We start from the raw sequence: 23,145 nt of genomic DNA, 5'->3' as shown, positions 1-23,145 counted from the left end.
AACGGCCAGCCGGCGGTGTCGTAGCCGAGCAGGTTGATGCCCAGCAACGAGGCGCCGTTGTTCGCGTAGTAGTGGTAGGCGAGGACCTCGGCGTCGGTGTCGGTGAACACCGCCTGGTGCCCGGGTCCGTGGATGCTGCCGTGTCCGGCGAGCACCTGGGTGCCGCCGCCTGAGGTCATCGCCACCCCGTTGCGGTCGACGTACGGGCCGGTGATCGAGGTCGACCTGCCCACCATGACCCGGTACGTGCTCGCCGCACCCTGGCAGCACCGGTCGAACGACACCCACAGGTAGTAGTAGTTGCCGTGCCGCACGATCACCGGCGCCTCGATCGCGCCTCCGTTACGTCCCGCGATGCTGCGCACCGTCGTATCCGAGCGTTTCCCGGTGGCCGGGTTGAGCGCCACCATCTTGATGCCCGACCAGAACGACCCGAAACTGAGCCACCACCGGCCGGAGGCGTCGACCACCAGGTTCGGGTCGATCGCGTTGAAGTTGTCGGACGTCCGGGACTCGATCACCAGGCCCTGGTTGGTCCAGCTCCCGGAGGCACCGGTGGTGCTCGTGGCCAGGAAGATCGCCGACCGGTTCGACCCGAACGTCGAGGCCGAGTAGTACAGCCAGTACCGGCCGTCACGGTAGGTCAGGTCGGGCGCCCACAGGTTGCGACTGCCACCGGTGTACGTCGTGGTCCACGGCGCACCGTTGGGGAACACCGCACCCGCGTTACGGAACGCGGTCCGGTCACTCGAGGTCTTGAGAGCGATGTTGTCACCGGTGTGCGCCAACAGGTAACCCCCACCGGGACGAACCACGATCGTCGGGTCGTGCACCCCGACGTCCCCGGTGACCCGGCCCGGACCGGGGTAGGACCCAGGCGGTGTGGTGGGCGTCGCCGCCACCCGGGGCGCCGCAGTCCGGGAGGCGGCCGACGAGGACTGCGTTGCCGAGGCCCCGCCGGCCGCCAGAACGGCGACGGACAGGGACAGCACCGCCAGGCGGCGGAGGGTGGGCGTTTTCCGTACGGGTGAAACTGAAGTTGTCACGACTACTCCTGGGGACGGGGCGCCAGGCAGCCCGATGGCCTGCGGGAACGGCGCGATGGGTGGTATGTCGTTCGGTGGCTTGCGGTGGATCAGCGCGCATCGGTGGTCGGGTGCGGATGGATGTCGGAGACGGGGTCAGGGGGCCATGGATGCCCGGAGTTTCACGAGCGGGAGGCTCGGTCGGCGTCGGCCCACCGGTCGGCACGGTGGACACCGGTCCGACGGCTCCCCCGCTGCGTCGTTCGTTCCGCGCGGGGCAGCCCGTCCCTGCCCGTCAGACGCGCGTCCATCGTTGGTGGGACGCGCCGGAGCAGGTCCACAGGACCAACGGGCTGTTGTTGGCCGTACCCGCTTGATTGACGTCGATACATTTCCCTGATTGCCCTCCTCGGATGGTGCCGTCAGATTGGCTCGTCCACTGCTGGTTGGTGCCCGTACCGCAGGTCCAGAGGATGACCCTGGTGCCGTTCGCGGTGCCGTTACTCTCTGCGTCGAGGCACTTCCCGCCAATGCGGAGTTGGCCCGAAGCTGCGGTGAGAACCTGCGTGATGCCGCCGTTGCAATCCCAGATGACCGCCTGGGCGCCGTCGGTCGGCGCGCCGCCGAGCACGTCCAGGCAGCGACCGGAGCCCACGCCGCGCAGGCCGAAGGAGGTGGTGGGCGTCGACGAGCCGGTGCGGACCCGGTACATGACAACGCCGTTCGGCGGGACGGTCGCGCTGATCGCCGCGGCGGTGTTCCGCGACGCCCTGGTCCAGACGTCGGCCAGGGTGTAGCTGCCGGCCGCCGGCATGCCGATCTCGGCGGCGGTGGTGGACACCGTCGCGGTGCTGCCCGAGCGGTTCAGCAGGGCGACCGCGCCGGAGCCGTCGGCGAGGGTTTTGGCCCACACCTCGGTCTCGCCGAAGTCGCGCACCCGCCGGGCCTGCCGGCCCGCGCTGTCCTGGTTGACCGCCAGTACGTCGGGGTTGGTCAGCACGTCACGGACGTCGGCGGGCATCGTGGTGATGTCGTTGCCGGCGATCAGCGGCGCGGCCATCATGGCCCACATGCTGAAGTGCGCCCGGTTCTGCGTCGGGGTGAACGTGCCGCGGACACCGACCTCGAGCATGTCGGGGTCGTTCCAGTGCTGCGGGCCGGCCCATGCGGCCAGGGGCGCCTGGACGTCGAGGATCTCGGTGACGCCCATGAAGCAGTCGGCCCGGCAGCCGGTGCTCCACCGATCGGTGATGTCCTCGGTGGTACGCCACATGTCCGCCACGTTGCTCCAGTTGTAGGACGGACCGGTGTTGGAGTGCGCGCTATTGGAGTTGATCGAGTAGACGATCGGCCGTCCCGTGGCCCGCAGCGCGTCGCGCATCTTCGTGAAGCCCGCGATCTGGTCGTTCAGGGTGCCCCAGGGCGAGCACCAGTCGTACTTCAGGAAGTCGACCCCCCAGGACGCGAACGTGGTGGCGTCCTGCTGCTCGTGATTCAGCGCGCCGGTGGCCCCGCCGAGGGCGTTGAAGTACTGGGCGCAGGTCTCCTCACGAGGTGCCTGGTAAATGCCGAACTTGAGCCCCTTGGAGTGGATGTAGTCGCCGAGCGCCTTCATGCCGGACGGGAATCGCACCGGGTCGGAGCGCAGGTTGCCAGCGGCGTCGCGGGTGGTGGCCTGCCAGCAGTCGTCGACCACCACGTACTGATAGCCGGCCGCGCGCATACCGGAGTTGACCATGGCGTCCGCAGCGCCGCGGATCTTGGCTTCGTTGATGTTGCAGCCGAAGGTGTTCCAGCTGTTCCAGCCCAGGGGCGGCCGGACGGCCGGGCTGCCGGGCGCCGCCGAGGCGGGCGACGCGGGGGTGAGCGCGGTACCCGCCGCGACGGTGGCGCTGGCGGCGAGGACGGCCAGCAGTGTTCGTATCCGAGATCGCACAGTTACCTCTGCCTTCGGGGATCAGGAGACACGGAAGGTGGCGTCCTGGCGGTCGCTGGCGCTGGAACTCGCACTCAGGGGGTCGATGCGCAGCACGTAGTTGGAGTGGCGCAGGTAGCGGTCCGGGAAGTTGTAGGACCGGAACGACGACCAGGTGGAGTCGGCCAGGCCGGGGACCCGCCGGAAGGTCGCGTCGGCGCGGAACGTCGCGGTGCCGTCGTTGGCCGCCAGCCGGATCGCGTAGTCGCTGTGCCGCAGGTAGCGCCCGGGAGAGTTGACCGACTCGAACGACACGCCGGTAGAGTCGGCCAGGCCGGCGACCATGCGCCACAGCTGGTCCTGGTGCGGGTCGAAGGGGTAGGCGTCGATCCGGCCCACGTCGCCGGCGTGCCGCACGTAGTAGTCGGGGAAGTTGTACGACTTCAGCCGGACCCAGGACGGCAGGCCCCAGCGGGACACCAGCCCGTCGTACTCGGCCGAGGTGACACCGACGATCGAGCCGTGCTTGGCGCTCAGCGGTGGCGTGTAGTCGCGCTGGTTGAGCAGCGTCCAGGAGTTGCCCGCCACGTTCGAGGTGGACCAGCCGTAGTAGTCGTTGTTGACCGGGCTGAACGAGTCGCCCCACAACCGCCAGCCGCTGCCGGTGTTGTTCTTGATCAGCAGGGGTGCCTCCATCGCGTTGCCCTGCCGCAGGCCGCCGGTGTAGTTGGTGTAGCTATTCGGCGCGCCGGTCGACGACCGGGCACCGTAGATCAGGCCGTTGGACATGTTCTTGTAGTACATGTAGAAGGTCGATCCGTCGGCCACGATGTCGGCGTCCAGCACCGGGTAGCCGGGGCTGAAGTAGACCTGGTTGGCGCTCACCGTCCGGAAGTCCGAGGTGTAGTTGACCATGAAGACGTCGGCACCGTTGTTCGCGGAGTAGACGATCGCGTACTGGCTGCGCGACGGCACCCAGAACGCGGTCGGCGCCCAGGTGTGGGTGGCCAGGCCGTGCATCCGGATCCGGCGGTAGCCGGTGAAGCTGCGCAGGTCGACCGAGTCCCAGACGTGCAGGTACTGGTTGTTCTGGTTGAAGATGCGGCCCCGCAGGTCGGTGGCGAGCACGACGAAGGTGCCGTCCTGCTTGCGCAGGATGAACGGGTCACGCAGCCCGAGCGTGCCGGCGGTCGGGGTCGCCACCGGGTTGTTCTGGTTCAGTGGACGCCAGTTCAGGCCGTCGGTGCTGACCGCCAGGTGCAGCGCGTAGCTGTCGCCGCTCTCGTTCGGCGTCTCCTTGAAGTAGCCGAACACGTACGCGCTGTTGGCGGCCGAGGCTGCCGACGGCCCGACCAACGCGGCCGCGCCGCCGCCGATGGCGGTCAGCGTGCCCAACGTGGCGAGGCGGGTGAAATCTCTCCGGGACAGGGACACAGCGGTCTACCTCTCTGGTGATTCGGTGGTGGCCGGTTCGAGCGGGGATCTTCGGGTTCGACGGTGCCGGAGCACCGCGTCGGCGAACACACTTCGAGAATGTTGAGCTCAGGTTTCACATAAGTGTTAGCGCTAACATAGACCTACATCGATGCTTTGTCTACACCTCCCCCGTGCAGCATCTGAAGAGGATGGAGCTAGTGCGTTAGCGCTAACATTCTGGATCCGACACGCAGAGCCGAACGGCGCTCCACGAGACGGGCGGCAGGGTCGCGCGCAGCACCCCGTCGGTCACCTCGACGTCGGCCGTCGGCCGGGCGACCACCCGGTCCGGGCAGTCCGCCGTGTTCACCGCCAGGAGGTCGTCGTCGGCGAGGGTCCACGATTCCGCCACCCGCAGCTCGACGCCGAAGCCCGTCACCGCAACGGTCAGCGTCGCCGCCTGCGACTGGTGCCGGTTGACCACGAAGACGGTCACGTCACCGGTGTCCGCGTCGTGGGTGGCGACCGCGTCGAGTGCCGGCACCGCGCCGTACCGCGCGGTCTCGTACGTCGGGCAGCGTGGCTCCACCCGCAGCACCTCACCCCGGGCCAGGCGCGAGGTGATGGCGAAGGGGTGGAAGATGGTCTGCCGCCAGGCCGCTCCGCCGGGTTCGGTGCGGATGGGTGCGATGACGTTGACGAGTTGGGCCTGACAGGCGACGGTGACCCGGTCGCTGTGCCGCAGTAGCGAGATCAGCAGGCTTCCGACCACCACGGCGTCCGCGACGCTGTAGCAGTCCTCGATGACGCGCGGCGCCACCGGCCACTCGGTGGACCCGGTGTCCAGCCGATCCTGGAAGTCGCGCAGGTACCAGACGTTCCACTCGTCGAAGGAGATGTTCAGTCGCTTGGTGCTCTTGAGCCGGGCGCCGACGCTGTCCGCGGTGGCGACCACGCTGCCCACGAAGTGGTCCATGTCCACCGCGGAGGCCAGGAAGCTGGCCATGTCGCCGTCGACCGGCTCGTAGTAGGCGTGCGCCGAGATGTAGTCCACCGCGTCGTACGCCGTCTCCAGCACCTCCGCCTCCCAGGCGACGAAGGTCGGCATCGACGAGCTGGAACTACCGCAGACGACCAACTCCAGCTCCGGTTCGGCGGAGCGCAGCGCGCGGGCAGTCTGCGCGGCCAGCCGGCCGTACTCCTGGGCGGTCTTGTGTCCCGTCTGCCAGGGTCCGTCCAGCTCGTTGCCGAGACAGAACATCCGCACCCCGTACGGCTTCTCCACGCCGTTGGCCCGACGCCGCTCGGCCAGGCGGGTACGGTCGGGATGGTTGAGGTACTCATGGACATCGAGCGCCTCCTGCACCCCACGGGTGCCCAGGTTGAGCGCGTACATCACCTCGACGCCGGCCTTGCCCGCCCAGCGCATGAACTCGTCGATCCCGACCTCGTTGGTCTCCAGGCTGCGCCAGGCCAGGTCACGGCGGACCGGCCGATCCGCGACCGGGCCGATGCCGTCCTCCCACCGGTACCCGGAGACGAAGTTGCCACCGGGATAGCGCACCAGGGACACCCCGAGCTCGCGCACCAGGGCCAGGACGTCCCCACGGAAGCCGTCAGCGTCCGCGGTCGGATGCCCTGGCTCGTAGATGCCGGTGTAGACACACCGGCCCATGTGCTCGACGAACGAGCCGAAGGTACGCCGGGACACCGGCGCGACGGTGAAGGACGGGTCAAGGCTGAACGAGGCGGCAAACACGGATCTCCCCGGGCTAGAACGCGTTACTTGAGGCTGCCGACGGCCAGCCCGCCCTGCCAGTACCGCTGCAGGGTGAGGAAGGCGATCACCAGCGGAATGATCGACACCAGCGAGCCGACAATGATCAGATTCCAGAGCGACTGGCCACCGCCGTTGTTGGAGCTGGCCAGTTGCGACCACAGCCCGATCCCCACGGTCAGCGGATAGAGCTTGGAGCTGGACAGCATGGTCAGCGGCAGGAAGTAGTTGTTCCAGGTGCCGACCACCGACAGCAGCAGCACGGTGACGACGCCGGGCCGCATCAGCGGCAGCGACACCCGCAGGAACGTGCGCAGTTCGCCGGCGCCGTCGATGCGCGCGGCGTCCAGCAGTTCGTCCGGCACCGAGACAGCCGCGTAGACCCGCATCAGGTAGACCGCGAACGGACTGAGCAGGGACGGCAGGATCACCGCCCAGATCGTGTCGGTGAGCCCGACGTTGCTCATCATGACGAAGGTCGGGATGACCAGCGCGGTGAGCGGGACCATGACCGAGCCCAGGACGAGCGCGAAGACGACGCCCCGCCCGCGGAAGTCGAACTTGGCGAATCCGTAGCCGGCCAGCACCGACACGATCGTGCAGCCGACGCCGCCGGCGAACGCGTACCGCACGGAGTTGCCGAGCCAGCGCAGGTACTCGCCGTTGTTGTGGGTGAACAGGTCGCCCAGGTTGTCGAACAGGTGGAAGCCGGAGAACCACAGGGCGCCGGAGCCGGCGAACAGGCCCGGGGCGTCCTTGGTGCTGGCCACCACGAGCCACCAGACGGGCACGAGAAAATAGCACACCATCGCCAGCAGCAGCAGTTTCGCCCAGACGTGGCGGGGCCGACGCCGCACGTCGCTCACGTGAAGATGCTCCCCTTCTTGCGCGTGACGATCATGAAGATGGCGACCGCCACGAAGACCACGAAGCCCAGCGCGAACGAGATCGCCGAGGCGTAGTTGAACTGTGCGTAGCGGAAGGCCAGGTTGAACGCGTAGATGTTCGGGGTGAAGTCCGGGGTGACGGTGCCGTTCGCGATCGGGCCGAGGATCTGCGGCTCGGTGAAGAACTGGAGGGTGCCGATCAGTGAGAAGATCAGGATGAGGGTCAACGCCGAGGTCACCATCGGCACCTTGATCCGCAACGCGATCTGGCGGGCGTTCGCGCCGTCCATCCGAGCCGCCTCGTAGACCGAGGAGTCGATACTCTGCAGCGCCGCATAGATGATGATCATGTAATAGCCGGCCCACTGCCAGGTGACGACGTTGAGCAGGCCGTAGAAGATGTTGCCCTGGCTGAGCAGGAACGGCGCCCGCACATCGAACGCCGAGGCGAGCTGCTCGATCGGCCCGAAGCTGGGACTGTAGAGGAAGCCCCACATCAGCGCGCCGAGGACCGCGGGGATCGCGTACGGCAGGAAGATGACCAGACGCGAGAAGCGCGCCAGCCGGCCGGTCACCTCGTCCAGCACCAGGGCCGCCACCAACGCCACGATCATCTGCAGCGGGATGACGACGAGGCTGAACCGGAGGACGAACCACAGACCCTTGCGGAACGACGGGTCGCCGAAGGCCCGGGTGTAGTTGTCGAGGCCGGCGAACGTGGTGCCCGTCGCCAGCCCTTTGGTATAGAGGCTGAGGTAGCCCGCGTAGGCCAACGGACCGATCAGGAAGACCACGAACACGATCAGGAACGGGAGGATGAACAGCCAGCCCAGGGCACCACGTCGGGCGGACCGGCGGCGAGCCGGTGCCGTGCCGGGCGGATCGGACGCGACGGCGCGCGGCGTGCTCGGTCTGGTATCGACGGTGGCGGCCACGGAGCGTCTCCCTTCGTTCCGAGAGGGGACCGGGTGGTCGGCGGTGCGCGGCGTCCACCCGGAGCGGATCAACGTACGGTGAAGCCCTGGGTCTTGGCGTACTTGACGATCTCGTCGTGCAGATCGGTGGCAGCCTGCGCGCCGGTCGTCTGACCCGCGTTGAGCTTCACGATCTGGGCCTGGAGCTGGGCGTAGTAGTAGACGGTGAACGGGCTGTAGACGGCGCCCCGGTAGGCGTTCGCCGCCGGGATGTAGACGTCCCGGTTGGCGGTCTGGCCGTTGAAGAACTCGCTCCTGGCGTCGACGAACTCCGTGGAGGTCAGCACGCCGGTGTTGAGCGGGAAGATGGTCTGCGACTTCCAGCCGTCGGTCAGCGACGGCTCGTCGGCGTACAGGCCCATCGCGACCTTGGCCGCGGCCGCCTTGTCACTCGCCTGGCTGGTCACCGCGAAGGTGGAGCCGCCCCAGTTCACCTCGACCGGGTTGGCCGGGTCCCACTGCGGCAACGGTGCCACGGCCCAGGTGCCCTTCTCCGTGCCGCCACCGACGCCTGCGCCGGTGAGGTAGCCGGGTGCCCAGGCAGCCGAGACATAGGTGGCGTACTTGCCGCCGACCATGCCGGAGATGTAGTCCGTGGTGAACTGGTCCTCCTTGCCGACCAGGCCGTTCTTGGCCAGCTCACCCCAGAAGGTGAGGACGTCCTTGGTGGCCTGGTCGTCCAGTTTGATGGTGATGTTCTGCTTGTCGGACAGGTCGTAGCCGAACGGCTGGGCGCCCTTCTGCATCATCAGCGCGGTGGTCACGGCCGGCACGTTGCTGCCGAAGTCGCCGAAGACCGGGCCGCCGGCCGCCTTCACCCTGGCCGCCGCCGCGGCGTACTCGGGCCAGGTTTTCGGTGGGGCCGTGATGCCGTACTTCCGGAACACGTCAGTGCGGTAGATCAGGGCCATCGGACCGCCGTCGACCGGGATGGCGTAGACGGCCGTGCCCTGCGAGACGTCCTTCCAGGCACCCTCGCTGAAGTTCTTCTTCACCGTATCGGCGCCGAACGGGGCGAGGTCGACCAGCGCGTCCTGGATCTCGAAGCCGACGAGTTGGTCAGATTCGAGCATGACGACGTCGGGAGCGCCCTTCTTCGCCGAGATCGCGGTCTGGAACTTCTCGTACTGCGGCTGGCCCTGGCCGGCGTTGGTCCAGCAGACCTGCACGTCGGTGTGGGCGTTGTTGAAGTTGTCGACGACCTTGGCCATGTTCGGGTACCAGGCCCAGACCGAGACACGGGTCGCATCCTCGTGAACGATCTTGTTGGTGCAGTTGGTGGGCTTCGCGCGGGACGCGCCAGCGCCGTCGTCACCGCCGCTACAGGCGGACAGGCCGAGAACGACCGCCACGGCGGTGACGAACGCGGGCAGATTCTTGCTGGTACGCATTGCTGCGAGCCTCCTGAAGGGACTTCGATCACCGAACCGCGCGCTGGCCACCGCGTTCCTGGGCAGGACGACATGGCCGTACGCGGGGCACGGCTCAAAGGCTGTGGCGAGGCGCTGTTCGGGGGGGTCGTTGGCAGAAGCGAGGTAACAACGCATCGATGAGCATGTGTCATGTAGGTTACATTGCAGCGCTGCAAAGGACTATGCACCGGGGCCCTGGCTCTGGCAAGAGGCGACCTGAGGAAAATACGATCGTCACTGCGGGAGACCCATCACCCGCCCGGCGGGGAGGCGCCCATGGGGGAAAGCACACTACGGGACGTCGCGGAACTGGCCGGCGTCTCGCCCCGCACCGTGTCCAACGTGGTCAACGGGTATGCCCGGGTCACCGACGCCACGCGGAGCAAGGTCGAGCACGCCATCGCCGTGCTCGGCTACCGCCCGAACGTTCTCGCCCGCAACCTGGCCACCGGCCGGTCCGGGCAGATCGTCGTCGTGGTGCCGTACCTCGACACCCCGTACTTCGCGGAACTACTCCAAACGATCATCCCCACCGCCCGCAAGGCCGGCTACAACGTGCTGGTGGACCAGACTGACGGCGACCGCGACCACGAAGTCGAACTGATCGGACGTGGGCCACGGCGCTTCCTGTTCGACGGCATGATCATCAGCCCGCTGGGCCTGTCCCAGGAGGATCTCTCGCTCCGCGATCCGACCCTGCCCCTGGTGGTCCTCGGCGAACGCCCTTCCGACGGCACCTTCGACCACGTCGGCATCGACGACGTCGCCGCCGCCACCGAGGCCGTCCGCCACCTCATCAGCATCGGGCGGCGTCGGATCGCGGCGATCGGCGACCAGCCCTACCCCACCGGGGAGGCGGCACAGCTACGCACCAGGGGCTTCCGGGCCGCCCACACCGCCGCCGGCCTACCGGTCGACGAGTCACTGATCATCAGCACCACGCGCTTCAACCGGGCCGACGGCGCCACCGCCATGGCCGCCCTGTTGGACCGGGCGGACCCGCCGGACGCGGTGTTCTGCTACAGCGACCTGGTCGCCTCGGGCGCCATCCACACCGCACTCCAGCGCAGGCTGCGCGTTCCCGAGGACATCGCCGTGATCGGCTACGACGACATCGAGGACGGACGGTACGGTCGACCCACCATCAGCACCATCTCGCCCGACAAGAAGGCCATCGCCCAACTCGCCGTCGAACGGCTCATCATGCGGATCGGCAGCACCGAGCCGGTGCTCGGAGTGGAACTCCGCGCCGCCCACCGACTCATACCCCGAGAAAGCACGCTACGGGACGTCCCGTGACCGGATGACGGCGTTGCCGGGAGCCGAACCGGCGGTGGTCCGCAGCACGATCAGGTCGCTGCGGTGGTCGGCGCCGATGGGTTCCCAGGCGGTGGGGCGGATGCCGACGGCCATCAGGGTCCTGCCCTGCCAGCGCGACCCGGCGGCCAGCCGTCCGGGCACGCCGTCGGTGTCGCCCCCGGCGACCACCTCGTAGCACGCGTCCGGATCCAGGGCGGTCAGCCGCAACCACCGGCGACCGCTCTTGGCGTTTCCGTACGGGTGGTAGACGAGCACGACGACCTGGTCGTCGCGCACGTACTGCAGGGCCGACCGCTCGACGCCGGGCCGTCCACCGAGCCGGTACTGCCGGCCGTGTTGGATGGTGCGGCGCACCTCCTTGTACTGCCCGATCAGTGCGCGGGCCTCGTCGAGCTCGGCGGCGGACCAGCGGGCCAGGTCCACCCCGATGCCGAGCACTCCGGCCATGGCGACGTGGAAGCGGTAGCGCAACGGCGTGGACCGGCCGACGTTCGCGTTCGGCGAGTCGGTGACCCACGCGGACATGACGTTGGCCGGGTAGAGCTGGCAGACGCCGTGCTGCGCGGTCTGCCGGTCGATGGGATCGGTGTTGTCCGACGGCCAGGCCTGGTCGATGTGGTGCAGGATGCCGAGGTCGAGCCGGCCGCCCCCACCGGCGCACGACTCGATCCGCAATCCCGGATGGCGGGCCCGCAGCTGGGCCATGACCTGGTAGACGTGCCGGGTGTGGTCGATCCAGACATGGTCCTGGCCCTGGCCCTGGCCGGGCCAGCCCGCCTGGGTGAACGGCCGGTTCATGTCCCACTTGAGGTAGTCGAGGCGCAGGTCGGTGACGAGCCGGTCGAGCCACCCCAGGGCCCAGTCGCGTACGTCGGTACGGGCGAAGTTGAGCACGAGCTGGTGACGTTTGCGGTCGCGACGGCGGTTGTCGAGGTGCAGTGTCCAGTCCGGGTGCGCCCGGTAGAGGTCGCTGTCCGGGCTGACCCCCTCCGGCTCCACCCACAGCCCGGCCTTCATACCCAGCGCGCGGACGCCCTCGAACAGGCCCTGCAACCCGTCGGGGAACCGTTCCCCGTGCGGCCACCAGTCGCCCAGCGAGCTGTGCTCGTCGTCGCGCCGGCCGAACCACCCGTCGTCGACGACGAACAGCTCGACCCCGAGCGTGGCCGCCCGCCGGGCGAGCCTGAGCTGTTCCGGTTCGGTGACCGCGAAGCCGGTCGCCTCCCAGGAGTTGTAGAGCACCGGGCGGTCCTCGTCGCCGGCGGGCAGGATGTGCCGGCGGATGTGGTCGTGCCAGCCACGGCTCGTGCCGCCGAACCCGTGGGCGCTGTAGAGGCCGAGGACCGCCGGGGTGACGAGCTCGGCTCCGGCCGGCAGCGGCCACCGCAATCCGTCGTGACCGAATCCCGCGGTCACCGCGGTCCCGCCCTCCGGCCGGCGGGTGGTGGTCATCCGCCAACTGCCGCTCCAGGCCAGGGCGACACTCCACACCTCACCGTGTTCCTCGCCGGCGTCCCCGGCATCGATCATGATCCAGGGATTGGCGTGGTGGCCGGTGATGCCCTGCCGGCTGGTGAAGGTCAGCTCGCCCACCGGCAGCCGGCCCTGCTGGAGTTGACTCTCCTCCGCCCAGGCCCCGGACGCCGCCCGGTACCGGTAGTCCTCGGCGTCGGGGATGAACCAGCTGCCGGAGTCCAGGCGGCTGACCTCCACGGCCGCGTCGCCGCCGGCCCGGTGCCGTACGGTCACCCACCGGGCGATGACGTTCGAGTCGGCGTACGGGCGGGCGTGCAGCACCACGTCGATCGGGAAGGTGCGGTCTTCCAGCGCGATGTCGAGCTGGTCCACCCCGTCCCCGGAGGCCGCGTCGACGCCGACGAACCGCAGCTCCAGCGACCGCACCTGGTCCACCGCGACCTGGAGGGCCGGTAGGCCCCACCGCAGGCCGCCGTCGACCGGCAGCAGCTCCTCGACCTCGACCGGGCGGGAGAAGCTGGTCACGTGCCGGCCGGCGCCCGAGGGGCTACCGGGCCCGGCCGACATCGCGGCGGCTTCCCGGGCGGCCTGCGGCGGTAGGATCGGTCCCCAGTACTTCTGCAGCACCAGCGCCTCGCCGGTCGTATGGTCGATCTCGATGCCGATGACGTAGGTGCAGTCGCGGGTGTTGAGTGCCCACAACCGGCCGTCCTGATCGAGGGACACCAGCGACACTACGTCCTCCGTGCAATAAATCCGGCACTGCACCCGGCGACCGAGGGGTCAGGCAGCGTTCATTCCTTGACATCATCAACAAATTTGTCCAAGATGTCCAGTGTGCTGTCCGATGCGCATCTGACCGAGGGCATGCGATCGGTTTTCGTGGAACTGCTCGTGCACGGGCCGCTGTCCCGGGCGGAGGCGGCACGCCGGTTGGACCTCTCGCCGTCCGCCGTGACGAAGCTGACCAAACCGTTGCTAGAGAACGGCTACCTGCTCCATCAGCCGCTCGGCGACCGCAGCACGATGGGCCGCCCCTCGCAGCCGCTGGCGGTCGATCCGGCCCGCGCGGCGTTGATCGGGGTCAAGCTGACCGAGGACGCGTTGTTCGCGGTCCGCACCGATCTTCGCGCCGAGATACAGCACGAGCTGCGCCGCCCCCTGATCAGCCACGCCGTCGACGACGTGGTGACCCGCATCGGCGAGGCCGTGCGTGACCTGACCGGGTCGGGGCAGCCGCCCGCGGCCCTCGGGATAAGCCTGGCCGGCACGGCCTCCGGAGGAGACCCGGTCGTGCTCACCTCTCCGTTCCTGGGCTGGCGCAACGTGCCCCTGGGCGACCTCGTCGCGGCGGCCACGGGCCTGCCGGCGGTGGTGGAGAACGACGTACGGGCGCTGACCGCCGCCCAGCAGTGGTTCGGCGCCGGCGTGGGGCGCAGCTCGTTCGCACTGGTCACGGTGGGTGCCGGCCTCGGTTGCGGCCTGGTGATCGGCGACCGCCTCGTCAGTGGCGCCGGCCGGGGAACCGGCCTGGTGGGCCACCTGCCGATCCACGACAACGGGCCCCTGTGCGAGATGGGGCACCGCGGCTGCGCCCGGGCGTACGCCAGCTCGGCGGCGATCCGGCGGGCCGTCGCGAGCACCCTCGACCGGCCGGGCCTGACCTTCGAGGCGTGCCTGGCGCTGGCGGGGGAAGGCCAGCCGGTGGCCCGGCGCATCTTCGAGGAGGCCGGCCGCGCCCTCGGGCAGGTGGTCGCCACGGTCGCCAACATCACCGGTGTGCAGCTGGTCATCCTGTCCGGCGAGGCGGTGGCGATGTACGACGTGTGCGCCGAGGCGTTCGACGCCGCGCTCACCGCGCACACCCACTGGACCTCGACGCCCGTTGAGGTGGTGGTCAAGCCCTTCACCTTCAGCGAATGGGCCCGCGGCGCCGCCGTCATCGCCCTGCAGCACCGCATCCTCGGCCGCTGACGTCCAGCTTCCGGGTGCCCGGCCAGGCGGATACCCGGCCGAAGTTTCTTGCTGTATTCAACTAACTACGCCCTCGAACACGGCATTGCAGCGCCGCAACCCATCGAAATACTTGACATCGTGTATGAATTAAGCACATGATTCCGGCATGTTAACCACGGCCTCGTCGCCGCAGCCCGGCGCATGGCGCCTGGGCACCGCGACGACTCGTGGGCGGCGTCCGCTGCACCGACATCCAGACCGCCCCGACCGCGGCGCTGGAGCCATCTCTGTTCAAGGCCCACCTCGGCGCGGCCGACAGGGTCAACGACACGCACCACTCTCCCGGTAACTCGCATCGAGTTACCCGCACCTGTCCGCACTGCTCCACGGGGCCGGGCCACCGGGCACGTCCGGCTCCGTGGCTCACCACGTCCCCACCCGCTGAGCCGGACGGGTTGGACGCCCCACGAAACCCGAGAGGAGAAGTCATGCGATGGAGGATCATGCTCGCCACGGCCATGGTGGCCGCGAGCGGGGGCGCGGCACTACTGGGGGCGGGCACCGCCTCGGCCGCAGTCGGCAGTCCGCTGGTCAGCGCAGCGTCGGGACGCTGCCTCGACGTGTCGGGCAACAGCCCCACGGCCGGTACCCCGGTCGCGATCTGGGACTGCAACGGGCAGCAGAACCAGGGTTGGGTCTTCACCGGCCAGGGTGAACTGCGCACCTTCAACGAGACCAGATGCCTGGACCTCTCCAGCGCCACGGCCGGCACCCCGCTCACCATTCAGAACTGCACCGGCCAGACCAACCAGAGGTTCCGGTGGAACACCAACGGCAGCATCACGGCCACCCAGTCCGGCCTGTGCCTCGATGTCGAGGGCAACAACTCGGCCAACGGCACCCGGGTGGTGCTCTGGAGTTGCAACGGCCAGTCCAACCAACGCTGGAGTCAATCCGGGGGGCCGACCACCCCGCCGACCACCCCGCCGGCCACCTGCACCGTCGCTCCGGTCGACCCGCAGGCCACCACCCAGGCTCGCAAGCTGCTGTGCTACCTCTACAGCCAGTACGGCAACCACATCCTGTCCGGCCAGCGGGAGACCAACGGCAGCGAGGCCGAGTTCCACCACATCCTGACCAACACCGGTAAGCAGCCGGCCATCCGCGGCCTCGACATGTGTGACCGCCCCGGGGCCGTCGACCGGGCCCTCGCCTGGTGGAACGCCGGCGGCATCCCGTTGATCGGCTGGCATGTCGGCGCGCCCGCGACCAGCTCCTGCAACTACGGCGGCACCGCGTCCATCAACGCCACCCTCACGCCCGGCACCGCCGAGAACCGCTCCTATCTCGCCGAGCTCGACGCCGCGGCAGCCCAGTTGCAGCGCCTGCAGTCCAACGGCGTCGCCGTGCTGTGGGCGCCCTACCACGAGGCCGGCGGCACCTGGTTCTGGTGGAGCAAGGAGGGCGGCAGCCAGTACCAGCGGCTGTGGCGGTTCCAGTTCGACTACTTCACCCGGACCAAGGGCATCCACAACCTGGTCTGGTTGCACCCGTACAACGGCGAACCCAACTCCTCGTTCTACCCCGGCAAGCAGTACGTGGACATCGGCGGCGCCGACACCTACGCCAACGACCACAACCCGTTGACGCCGCTGTTCAACCGCACCCGCGACATCGTCGGCGGCACCGTCCCGATCGCCCTGCACGAGAACGGCCCCATCCCGGATCCCGACCAGCTCCAGTCCACCGGCACCCGGTGGGTGCTGTTCAGCACCTGGAACGGCAGTTGGCTCACCGAGCGCAACGACGTCACGTTCCTGCGGCGCGTCTACGGCCACAGCTATGTCGTCACCCGCGACGAAGTTCCCAATCTCCGGTGATCCCGTCCCCGTCGAACCCGATCCGTCCCTCACCTCGGAGGCCCTCCATGACAGTCACTGCCCATCCCACCCCGGTGGTGCGGCGCCGCCGTACCAGGTGGATGAGCCTGTTCCTCGCTGCGGTGACAGCCGGCAGCGTCAGTGTGTCCGCGCTCTGGCTGACCGCGGGCAATGCCGCCGCCGCCTCGACCGGACGGCTGGTCAGCGCCGCGTCCGGACGCTGTCTCGACGTCGTCGGCAACGCCCCGACCACCGGCACCCGCGTGCAGATCTGGGACTGCAACGGCCAGGCCAACCAGATCTGGACCCTCACCGATGCCGGTGAGATGCGCGTGTTCAACAACAGCATGTGCCTGGACGCCGAGGCTGGCCAGACCAGCGCGGGCACCGCAGCGATCGTCTGGTCCTGCACGGGGGCGGCCAACCAGCGGTGGCGGCTGAACGCCAATGGCAGCATCACCGGCGTGCAGTCCGGGTTGTGCCTGGACGTCTCCGGTGCCGCCACCACCGCCGGCACCCTGGTCGCCCTCTGGAACTGCAACGGCCAGGCCAACCAGCGCTGGTCGCAGACCGGCGGCAACCCGACCACGCCACCGACCACCCCGCCGACCACCCCGGGTGGCTGCGCCGTCGCCCCGGTCGACCCCAACGCCACCGCCGCCGCGCGCCGGCTGCTGTGCTACGTCTACAGCCAGTACGGCAACCACATCCTGTCCGGGCAGCAGGAGTCCACCTGGGTCAGCGGTCCGGACTACGAGATGAACATCATCCGCAACGCCTCCGGCAAGTACCCGGCGATCCGCGGCCAGGACATGGGTGACGCCCCGGACTTCGGTGCCCGTGGGCTGGCCTGGTGGAACGCCGGAGGCATCCCGATGGTCGGCTACCACATGGGCTCGCCCGCGCAGAACACCGACGGCTACAACGGCTCCCTGATGCGGGCGAACATCAACGCGGCACTGACCTCCGGCACCGCCGACAACGGCCGGCTCAACCAGCGGCTCACCGCCTGGGCCAACCAGTTGAAGGTCATTCAGAACGGTGGCGGCGCGGTCCTGTTCCGCCCCTGGCACGAGGCCAGCGGCACCTGGTTCTGGTGGAGCATGGAGGGGGCCGGCCAGTACAACCGGCTGTGGGTCTACACCTACAACTTCATGCGCGCCCAGGGGGTGCACAACCTGGTCTACCTGCACCCGTTCAACGGCTCCCCCAGCGCCGCCTGGTACCCCGGCAAGCAGTACGTCGACATCGGCGGTGCCGACACGTACGCCGGTGACCACGGGCCACTGACGTCGATGTTCAACGCCGCCCGCAGCGTGTACGGCGGCACGGTCCCGATCGCGTTGCACGAGAACGGCCGCATCCCCGACCCGGCGCAGTTGCAGTCCTCCGGTGCCCGGTGGGTGCTGTTCAACACCTGGCACACGAGCTTCATCAGCGATGGCAGCACCAACTCGCCGTCCTTCATCAACACCGTCTACAACAGCTCGTACGTGGTCACCCGCGACGAGGTGCCGAACCTGAGGTGAGCGCGGCCCTCCGGGCGATGTCTGACCGGCATGGCCCGGAGGAGCCGTCGCCTCCTCGCCACCAATTCGCGCTGAGGACATCCCCGAGGGGCCGTCGGCCGAGGTGCGGAGCAGGATCCTACGAAAGGTGTGAACATCGTGAAAACACGCGCTCGCGATGGACTCGGCGGGGATCTCCGCCCGGTACCGGCCGGAGATCCCCGGTCCGGCATGCCGGGCGGTGCCGGGGCCGGTCGGCGGGAACGCAGTTCCCCGCCCCGGCGGGGCTGGCGCATCGTGGCGGGCGGGGCCGCGGCCCTGCTGGGCGTGGCCATGGCCGGAGCCGCAGTGGTGGGCAGTTCCCCCTCAGCTGCCGCCGCGTCATACCAGCGGGGGCCGGATCCCACGGTGCAGAGCGTCGCGGCCAACCGCGGAACGTTCGCCACGGCCGAGATCACCGTGCCACGTGGCTACGGCTTCAACGGCGGGAAGATCTACTACCCGACCGACACCAGTCAGGGGACCTGGGGCGCGATCGCGGCGGTACCGGGTTACACGGCATCCTGGGCTGCCGAGGGTGCCTGGATGGGGCCCTGGCTGGCGTCCTTCGGCTTCGTGGTGATCGGCATCGACACCAACAGCCCCACCGACTTCGACACCGCCCGGGGCACCCAGCTGCTGGCCGCGCTGGACTACCTCACCGGGCAGAGCCCGGTGCGTGACCGGGTCGACCCCAACCGGCTCGCCGTGCTCGGTCACTCCATGGGCGGCGGCGGCGCCATCAGCGCGGCCACGCGGCGTCCCACCCTCAAGGCGGCCATCCCCCTGGCGCCGGCCTCGTTCTCGCAGAACCTGTCCGGTGTCCGGGTACCCACGCTGATCATGGGCGCCCGGGACGACGGCACCATCACCCCGTCCTCGATCAACAGCCTGTGGGCCACCAAACCGGCCACCACGAAGGGCGCCTACGTCGAGCTCACCGGCGGCGGCCACGGATTCCCCACCTGGGGAAACTCCCAGGTGACCCGACGGGAGATCCCCTGGCTGAAGATCTTCCTCGACAACGACAACCGCTACACGCAGTTCCTGTGCCCATCACTCGCGGACAACACCGGCGTCTCCCGCTACCTCAGCGAATGCCCGTACGGATCCACCGGCCAGCCGACGTCCCCGCCGTCCACCCCGCCGCCGACCTCCGGCGGGCCGGTCCGCGCGGTCGGCGCGGGCAAGTGCCTGGACGTGCCCAACGCCTCCCAGACCAACGATACCCAACTGGCGATCTGGGACTGCAACGGCGGCACCAACCAACGCTGGACCCGCACCGCCGGCAAACAACTCACCGTCTACGGCAACAAATGCCTCGACGCCGCCGGTCAGGGCACCACCAACGGCACCCGGGTCATCATCTGGGACTGCACCGGCACCACCAACCAGCAATGGAACGTCAACGCCAACGGCACCGTCACCGGCGTCCAGTCCGGCCTCTGCCTCGACGTCAGCGGCGGCTCCACCGCCAACGGCGCCCTGACCCAACTCTGGGCCTGCAACAACGGCAACAACCAGCAGTGGCGCCTCGGATAGGCGGCACCCGGCAACCGGGGCCAGCACGGCGGCTGGATCACCATCGGCAACTGACATGGAGATTGTCATGACTGTTCGTAGACGCCTGTGGCGTCTCGCCTCGATCGGCGCGGCCGTCACCGTGCTGCTGGGCTCACTGGGCGTCCATGTGGCCACCAGCGCACCGGCGCAGGCCGCCACCAGCCAGTTCCGCGGAGTCAACTGGGCGGACGCCAGGGACAACTTCCTGTACGACGAGAACGTCCCGATCGGGCTGTCCAAGTCGGACAGCTATGCGACCACCTACACGAAGGCCACCGCGATCCTCAGGGGATTCCAGGGCCTCGGCTCGAACACGATCCGGTTCGGGATCAACCCGCAGACCACGTCGTCCTCGTGGTGGGGCAGCCTGACGGCGGCGTACGACGCGGCCAGCGCGATGGGCATGAACGTGATGATCGCACCCTGGCCCCCGACTGGCGGCCGGATCAGCGACATGAACGCGTTCTACCGGATGTGGGACACGGTCATCGCCAAGTACGGCAGCAACAGCCGGTTCTACTTCGACATCGTGAACGAGCCGTGGGGGTACAGCGCGACCGAGTTGACCAATCTCGCGGCAGCGTTCCTGCAGCGCTACTCGAACATCCCGCGCGGCCGGATCGTGGTGCCGGGGCTCTGGTCGGACATCGACCTGTGCGCCGTAGGGGCGGACTCCCGGTTGAACGGCACCCTGCTGTCGATCCACATGTACACCCTGGGTGGCGAGACCCACCCGACGGAGGCGGAGTGGATCAACAGCTTCAAGGCCCGCCTGTGCGGATACGCCGACCGCGCCATTCTCACCGAATTCGGCGTGCCGATGAACACCGGCGTCAACTACAACGGGCCCCGCGACGGCAACAACAACGTGTCGTACTTCTACGCGCTCACCGACACGGTACGGGAGTTGGGCATGGGCTCGCTGGTCTGGACCGGCGTCAAGGAGGCCAACCAGACCCAGGGCCCCGGCCCCTGCTTCAACGCCTCCTGCGCCATCACGTCGCTGACCGGCAGCGGCACCAACCTGTCACTGACCGTCATCAACCAGTCCGGTCTCGACCGGCTCCGGTACGGCTGGAGACTCGACGGCCCGACGACGCCGCCGACCGGCTCCGGTAACGTGCTGCGCGGTGTCGGCTCCCAGCGGTGCCTGGACGTGCCCGGCGCCAGCACCACCAACGGCACGCAGCTGGCGATCTGGGACTGCACCAACGGAAGCAACCAGCGTTGGGTCGCGCTGCCCAACGGCGCCCTGCAGGTGTACGGCAACAAGTGCCTCGACGTCCCCGGTCACTCCACCACCGCAGGTGCCAAGGTGCAGATCTGGGACTGCAACGGCGGTACCAACCAGCAGTGGACCCTCAACGGTGACGGCACGGTCGTCGGCCGCGAATCCGGGCTGTGCCTGGACGTGACCAGCGCGGGCACCGCGAACGGCAGCACCGTGCAGACCTGGAACTGCACGGGCGGCAGCAACCAGAAGTGGACCCGCCAGTAGTTCGCCGGCAACGCCGGGACCGGGTGCCGATTCGGCGCGGCACCCGGTCCCCCGCCGTCGTACCCGCCGGCCGTGCCGCCAGGCGTCACCGATCCGGCGGCGCCTGGCGGCACGGCCCCGGCGGCATCCGCGGCGCTCCCCGGCAGCCAGCCGGCCGCCGCCCACCGCCGGCACCGCCACCGGGTGACCCACCCGCCTCGTCGGCCGGTCCGTCCCACCCACGGCACCGGTGGCCACGGAATCGCCCCGGGTCTGGTGTCCCCCACCAGGCCCGGGGCGGTCCGGTCCGCAGGACCGGTCAGTTCTCGACGAGGACGCGCACGTCCCACGGTCCCAGCGGCAGTTCGTCGCCCGGGGCGTACGAGGTGGCGTCGAGCACGTCGGTGACCGCGACCGGAACACGGACATCCACCGGGGTGAACGACCAGTTGTGCAGGAAGCGCAACCGCTGCCCGGTGCGGGCGGTCGCTCCCGTGCTGGTCACGGAGTCGGGCACGGCGTACCACTGGTCCGACCGCTCGACGAGCAGCCAGCGCATGATGCCCCGGGCAAGGTCGACGTTGGGCAGCGCCCCGACGCACGTGACCCGTCCGCGTCCGGCCACCCTGGTGGTGACGGCCGCCCACTGCCCGAAGTGCGGGTGGTCGTACCCGGCCAGCACGGTGGCGTCCTCGGCGATCAGCGCGTCCAGCCAGCGGGTCGCGGCGGGCCGCCCCTGCAGGGTCAGTCCGGCGTCCCGCGTGGTCACCGGCACCTCGTCCAGCAGGTTGGCGGACTCCTCGTACCACGCTCCGGCGGCGTCGGCGAGGCGTCCGGGCTGCACGTCGACACGGGCCCGTGTCTCGCCGTCGCTGTAGCCGGTGCGCGGACCGACCACCAGGTGCCCGCCGGCGTGCGCGTACGCCTTCAGCCAGTCCAGGGTGGCGTCCTCGACGACGTAGAGTCCGGGCACCACGAGCACCGGGTGACCCTCGACGGCCTGCTCGACGGGCTGGGCCACGAGCTGGCTGACGTGGACGATGCGGGTCTGCAGCCGGGCGTCGAACGCCCCGCGGTGGAAGGCGTCGAAGAACGCGTGGTAGGAGTCGGTGTCGCCGCTGCCGTCCTGCCGGGCCAGCGGCGGGTGTTCCTGCATCAGCCACCGGGTGGGCAAGGAGTGCAGCAGGGTGACGTCGGCGTCAGGGGTCAGCCCGGCGACGAGTTCGCCGGCGGTGCCGAGCTCCCGACCGATGCGGGCGATCTCCCGGTAGGCGCGTCCGGGCCGTCCGCTGTGCGGGATGATCCCGCCCCAGCTGGTCTCCGCGCCGGCGTGGATGGTGTGCCAGTGCCAGTATTCGATCATCTGCGCGCCGCGGCTGACGAGGGCCCAGGCGGCCTGCCGCCACTGCCCGTCGTAGGCGGCGCGGCTGTGCGGGGCGATCCGGTGGTTGGCGTTGGTCTCGGTGACCAGGAAGGGTTCCTGGCGCGAGCTCCACATCCGGTCGGCGTGCTGGTGGATCGTCCAGGCCCCGTTGCCCACCCGGTCCGGTGGCGGCGTACGGGGGTCGGGGAGCGTCAACGCGTCCTGCGGCTCGTAGTAGGCGTTGCCCGCGGTCACGTCGAGCCGGGCGGCCAGTTCGTCGTCCTCGACGGCCGGCCGCCCATAGTCGATGCACGTGGTGACGAACTGTCCCGGGCTGGCGTATTCGCGCACGATGCCGGCCTGCCAGGCGATGAACTCCGTGGTCAGCCGCGCCTGGAAGCGCCGCCATGCCAGCGAGTACTGCGGATGGGTGTTGCCCTCCGGCCGCCACAGGTCGGCCCAGGTCGTCAGCCGGTTCGACCAGAAGACCAGACCCCACTCCCGGTTCAGGGCCTCGACGCTGCCGTACGTGCGGCGCAGGTCGTCGACGAATCGTTGGAAGACGCCGTGGTTGCGGAACAGCCACAGGCCGGGTTCGTTGTCGACCTGGAACCCGATGACGGCCGGATGGTCGGCGTACCGGGCGACGACCGCGCGGGTCACGCGCTCGGCGTGGAACAGGAAGGCGGCATGGGTGTAGTCCGCCTCCTGCCGGCCGCCCCACCCCATCCGTTCACCCGTGCGGAGCTCCCCGGCGATCTCGGGGTACCGGCGGGCCAGCCACGGGGGCACCGAGTACGTCGGGGTGCCGAGGACCACGCTGATCCCGCGTTCGTGGGCGCCGTCGAGGACCGGCTGGAGCCAGTCGAGGTCGAACTGGCCGTCCTCCGGCTCCCACGTCGACCAGACCGACTCACCGACCCGGATGACGGTGAAACCGGCCGCGGCCATCAGGTCGAGGTCGGTCTTGAGCCGCTCGTACGGCTGGTACTCGTGGTAGTAGGCCGCGCCGAACAGCACACGCGGTGGGAGGTCAGACATCGCCGATCCTCCCGGTCGCCGCCGCCGACGGCCGTCGCACCTCGGACCCCGGATGTGTTGCCCCCGGCGTGTTCGGTGACGTCAGTCGAGATTTCCTGCGCATGCCATCCCCTCGG

Annotated in this window: 15 protein-coding genes; 6 read left to right on the top strand and 9 right to left on the bottom strand. The window is 69.3% G+C overall.

Annotated features, from left to right (window positions below):
- From GA0070216_RS31600 to GA0070216_RS31570, 7 genes are all read right to left on the bottom strand, one after another.
- Positions 1-833, bottom strand: an 833-nt coding sequence (locus GA0070216_RS31600; RefSeq protein WP_245722869.1) for an arabinan endo-1,5-alpha-L-arabinosidase, incomplete at its 3' end; no start/stop codon positions are given.
- Positions 834-1,320: 487 nt separating this feature from the next.
- The gene (locus tag GA0070216_RS31595; RefSeq protein ID WP_245722868.1) at positions 1,321-2,961 is read right to left on the bottom strand and encodes a glycoside hydrolase family 27 protein; all 1,641 of its coding nucleotides are present in this window, start codon (positions 2,959-2,961) and stop codon (positions 1,321-1,323) included.
- Between the two features lie 21 nt (positions 2,962-2,982).
- Complete coding sequence (locus GA0070216_RS31590) at positions 2,983-4,374, bottom strand: glycoside hydrolase family 43 protein (RefSeq protein WP_091253870.1); 1,392 nt, start codon at positions 4,372-4,374, stop codon at positions 2,983-2,985.
- A 211-nt stretch (positions 4,375-4,585) separates the two neighbouring features.
- Positions 4,586-6,115: an arabinosylfuranosidase ArfA gene (gene arfA / locus GA0070216_RS31585; protein ID WP_245722867.1), complete on the bottom strand. Its 1,530-nt coding sequence runs from the start codon at positions 6,113-6,115 to the stop codon at positions 4,586-4,588.
- A 23-nt stretch (positions 6,116-6,138) separates the two neighbouring features.
- Positions 6,139-6,942 carry a carbohydrate ABC transporter permease gene (locus GA0070216_RS31580; protein WP_176739239.1) on the bottom strand — a complete coding sequence of 268 codons (804 nt, stop codon included), beginning with the start codon at positions 6,940-6,942 and terminating at the stop codon, positions 6,139-6,141.
- Between the two features lie 53 nt (positions 6,943-6,995).
- Positions 6,996-7,955: a carbohydrate ABC transporter permease gene (locus GA0070216_RS31575; RefSeq protein WP_091253868.1), complete on the bottom strand. Its 960-nt coding sequence runs from the start codon at positions 7,953-7,955 to the stop codon at positions 6,996-6,998.
- 68 nt (positions 7,956-8,023) lie between these two features.
- Positions 8,024-9,385 carry an ABC transporter substrate-binding protein gene (locus GA0070216_RS31570; RefSeq protein WP_091253866.1) on the bottom strand — a complete coding sequence of 454 codons (1,362 nt, stop codon included), beginning with the start codon at positions 9,383-9,385 and terminating at the stop codon, positions 8,024-8,026.
- Positions 9,386-9,682: 297 nt separating this feature from the next.
- Here GA0070216_RS31570 and GA0070216_RS31565 point away from each other — a divergent pair, with 297 nt between their 5' ends.
- Positions 9,683-10,705, top strand: coding sequence for a LacI family DNA-binding transcriptional regulator (locus GA0070216_RS31565; RefSeq protein WP_091253863.1), 1,023 nt, complete (start codon positions 9,683-9,685; stop codon positions 10,703-10,705).
- Here the strand turns inward: GA0070216_RS31565 and GA0070216_RS31560 are convergent.
- Positions 10,688-12,937: an alpha-galactosidase gene (locus tag GA0070216_RS31560; RefSeq protein ID WP_176739238.1), complete on the bottom strand. Its 2,250-nt coding sequence runs from the start codon at positions 12,935-12,937 to the stop codon at positions 10,688-10,690. The genes GA0070216_RS31565 and GA0070216_RS31560 overlap by 18 nt on opposite strands.
- Positions 12,938-13,030: 93 nt before the next feature.
- Between GA0070216_RS31560 and GA0070216_RS31555 the strand changes: the two genes are divergently transcribed.
- The 5 genes from GA0070216_RS31555 to GA0070216_RS35930 all read left to right on the top strand — a co-directional run bounded on the left by GA0070216_RS31555 (position 13,031) and on the right by GA0070216_RS35930 (position 20,646).
- On the top strand, positions 13,031-14,176 hold the full coding sequence (locus GA0070216_RS31555) for an ROK family transcriptional regulator (protein ID WP_176739237.1): 1,146 nt from the start codon (positions 13,031-13,033) through the stop codon (positions 14,174-14,176).
- 470 nt (positions 14,177-14,646) lie between these two features.
- Entirely contained in the window at positions 14,647-16,038 is a 1,392-nt protein-coding gene (locus GA0070216_RS31550; RefSeq protein ID WP_218108342.1) for a glycosyl hydrolase, read from the top strand.
- A 47-nt stretch (positions 16,039-16,085) separates the two neighbouring features.
- On the top strand, positions 16,086-17,567 hold the full coding sequence (locus tag GA0070216_RS31545) for a lectin (RefSeq protein WP_218108341.1): 1,482 nt from the start codon (positions 16,086-16,088) through the stop codon (positions 17,565-17,567).
- A 387-nt stretch (positions 17,568-17,954) separates the two neighbouring features.
- Positions 17,955-19,127 (top strand): poly(ethylene terephthalate) hydrolase family protein, encoded by a 1,173-nt coding sequence (locus GA0070216_RS31540; protein ID WP_342670817.1) that lies wholly within the window; start codon positions 17,955-17,957, stop codon positions 19,125-19,127.
- Positions 19,128-19,194: 67 nt separating this feature from the next.
- On the top strand, positions 19,195-20,646 hold the full coding sequence (locus tag GA0070216_RS35930; protein WP_245722866.1) for an RICIN domain-containing protein: 1,452 nt from the start codon (positions 19,195-19,197) through the stop codon (positions 20,644-20,646).
- A gap of 298 nt (positions 20,647-20,944) precedes the next feature.
- Here GA0070216_RS35930 and GA0070216_RS31530 read toward each other — a convergent pair whose 3' ends face one another.
- Positions 20,945-23,029: a beta-galactosidase gene (locus tag GA0070216_RS31530; protein WP_091253850.1), complete on the bottom strand. Its 2,085-nt coding sequence runs from the start codon at positions 23,027-23,029 to the stop codon at positions 20,945-20,947.
- Positions 23,030-23,145 lie beyond the last annotated feature (116 nt).

This window comes from Micromonospora matsumotoense, assembly GCF_900091525.1.
Taxonomy (GTDB): domain Bacteria; phylum Actinomycetota; class Actinomycetes; order Mycobacteriales; family Micromonosporaceae; genus Micromonospora; species Micromonospora matsumotoensis.
Note: the sequence above shows the minus strand (reverse complement) of the source record. Positions and strands in the feature narration are given on the sequence as shown.

What these genes read in the sequence shown, in the direction of transcription:
- GA0070216_RS31570 (WP_091253866.1), bottom strand. Translation starts at nt 9,385, where the DNA reads ATGCGTACCAGCAAGAATCTGCCCGCGTTCGTCACCGCCGTGGCGGTC.
- GA0070216_RS31550 (WP_218108342.1), top strand. Translation starts at nt 14,647, where the DNA reads ATGCGATGGAGGATCATGCTCGCCACGGCCATGGTGGCCGCGAGCGGG.
- GA0070216_RS31545 (WP_218108341.1), top strand. Translation starts at nt 16,086, where the DNA reads ATGACAGTCACTGCCCATCCCACCCCGGTGGTGCGGCGCCGCCGTACC.
- GA0070216_RS31580 (WP_176739239.1), bottom strand. Translation starts at nt 6,942, where the DNA reads ATGGTGTGCTATTTTCTCGTGCCCGTCTGGTGGCTCGTGGTGGCCAGC.
- GA0070216_RS31530 (WP_091253850.1), bottom strand. Translation starts at nt 23,029, where the DNA reads ATGTCTGACCTCCCACCGCGTGTGCTGTTCGGCGCGGCCTACTACCAC.
- GA0070216_RS31565 (WP_091253863.1), top strand. Translation starts at nt 9,683, where the DNA reads ATGGGGGAAAGCACACTACGGGACGTCGCGGAACTGGCCGGCGTCTCG.
- GA0070216_RS35930 (WP_245722866.1), top strand. Translation starts at nt 19,195, where the DNA reads ATGACTGTTCGTAGACGCCTGTGGCGTCTCGCCTCGATCGGCGCGGCC.
- GA0070216_RS31555 (WP_176739237.1), top strand. Translation starts at nt 13,031, where the DNA reads ATGTCCAGTGTGCTGTCCGATGCGCATCTGACCGAGGGCATGCGATCG.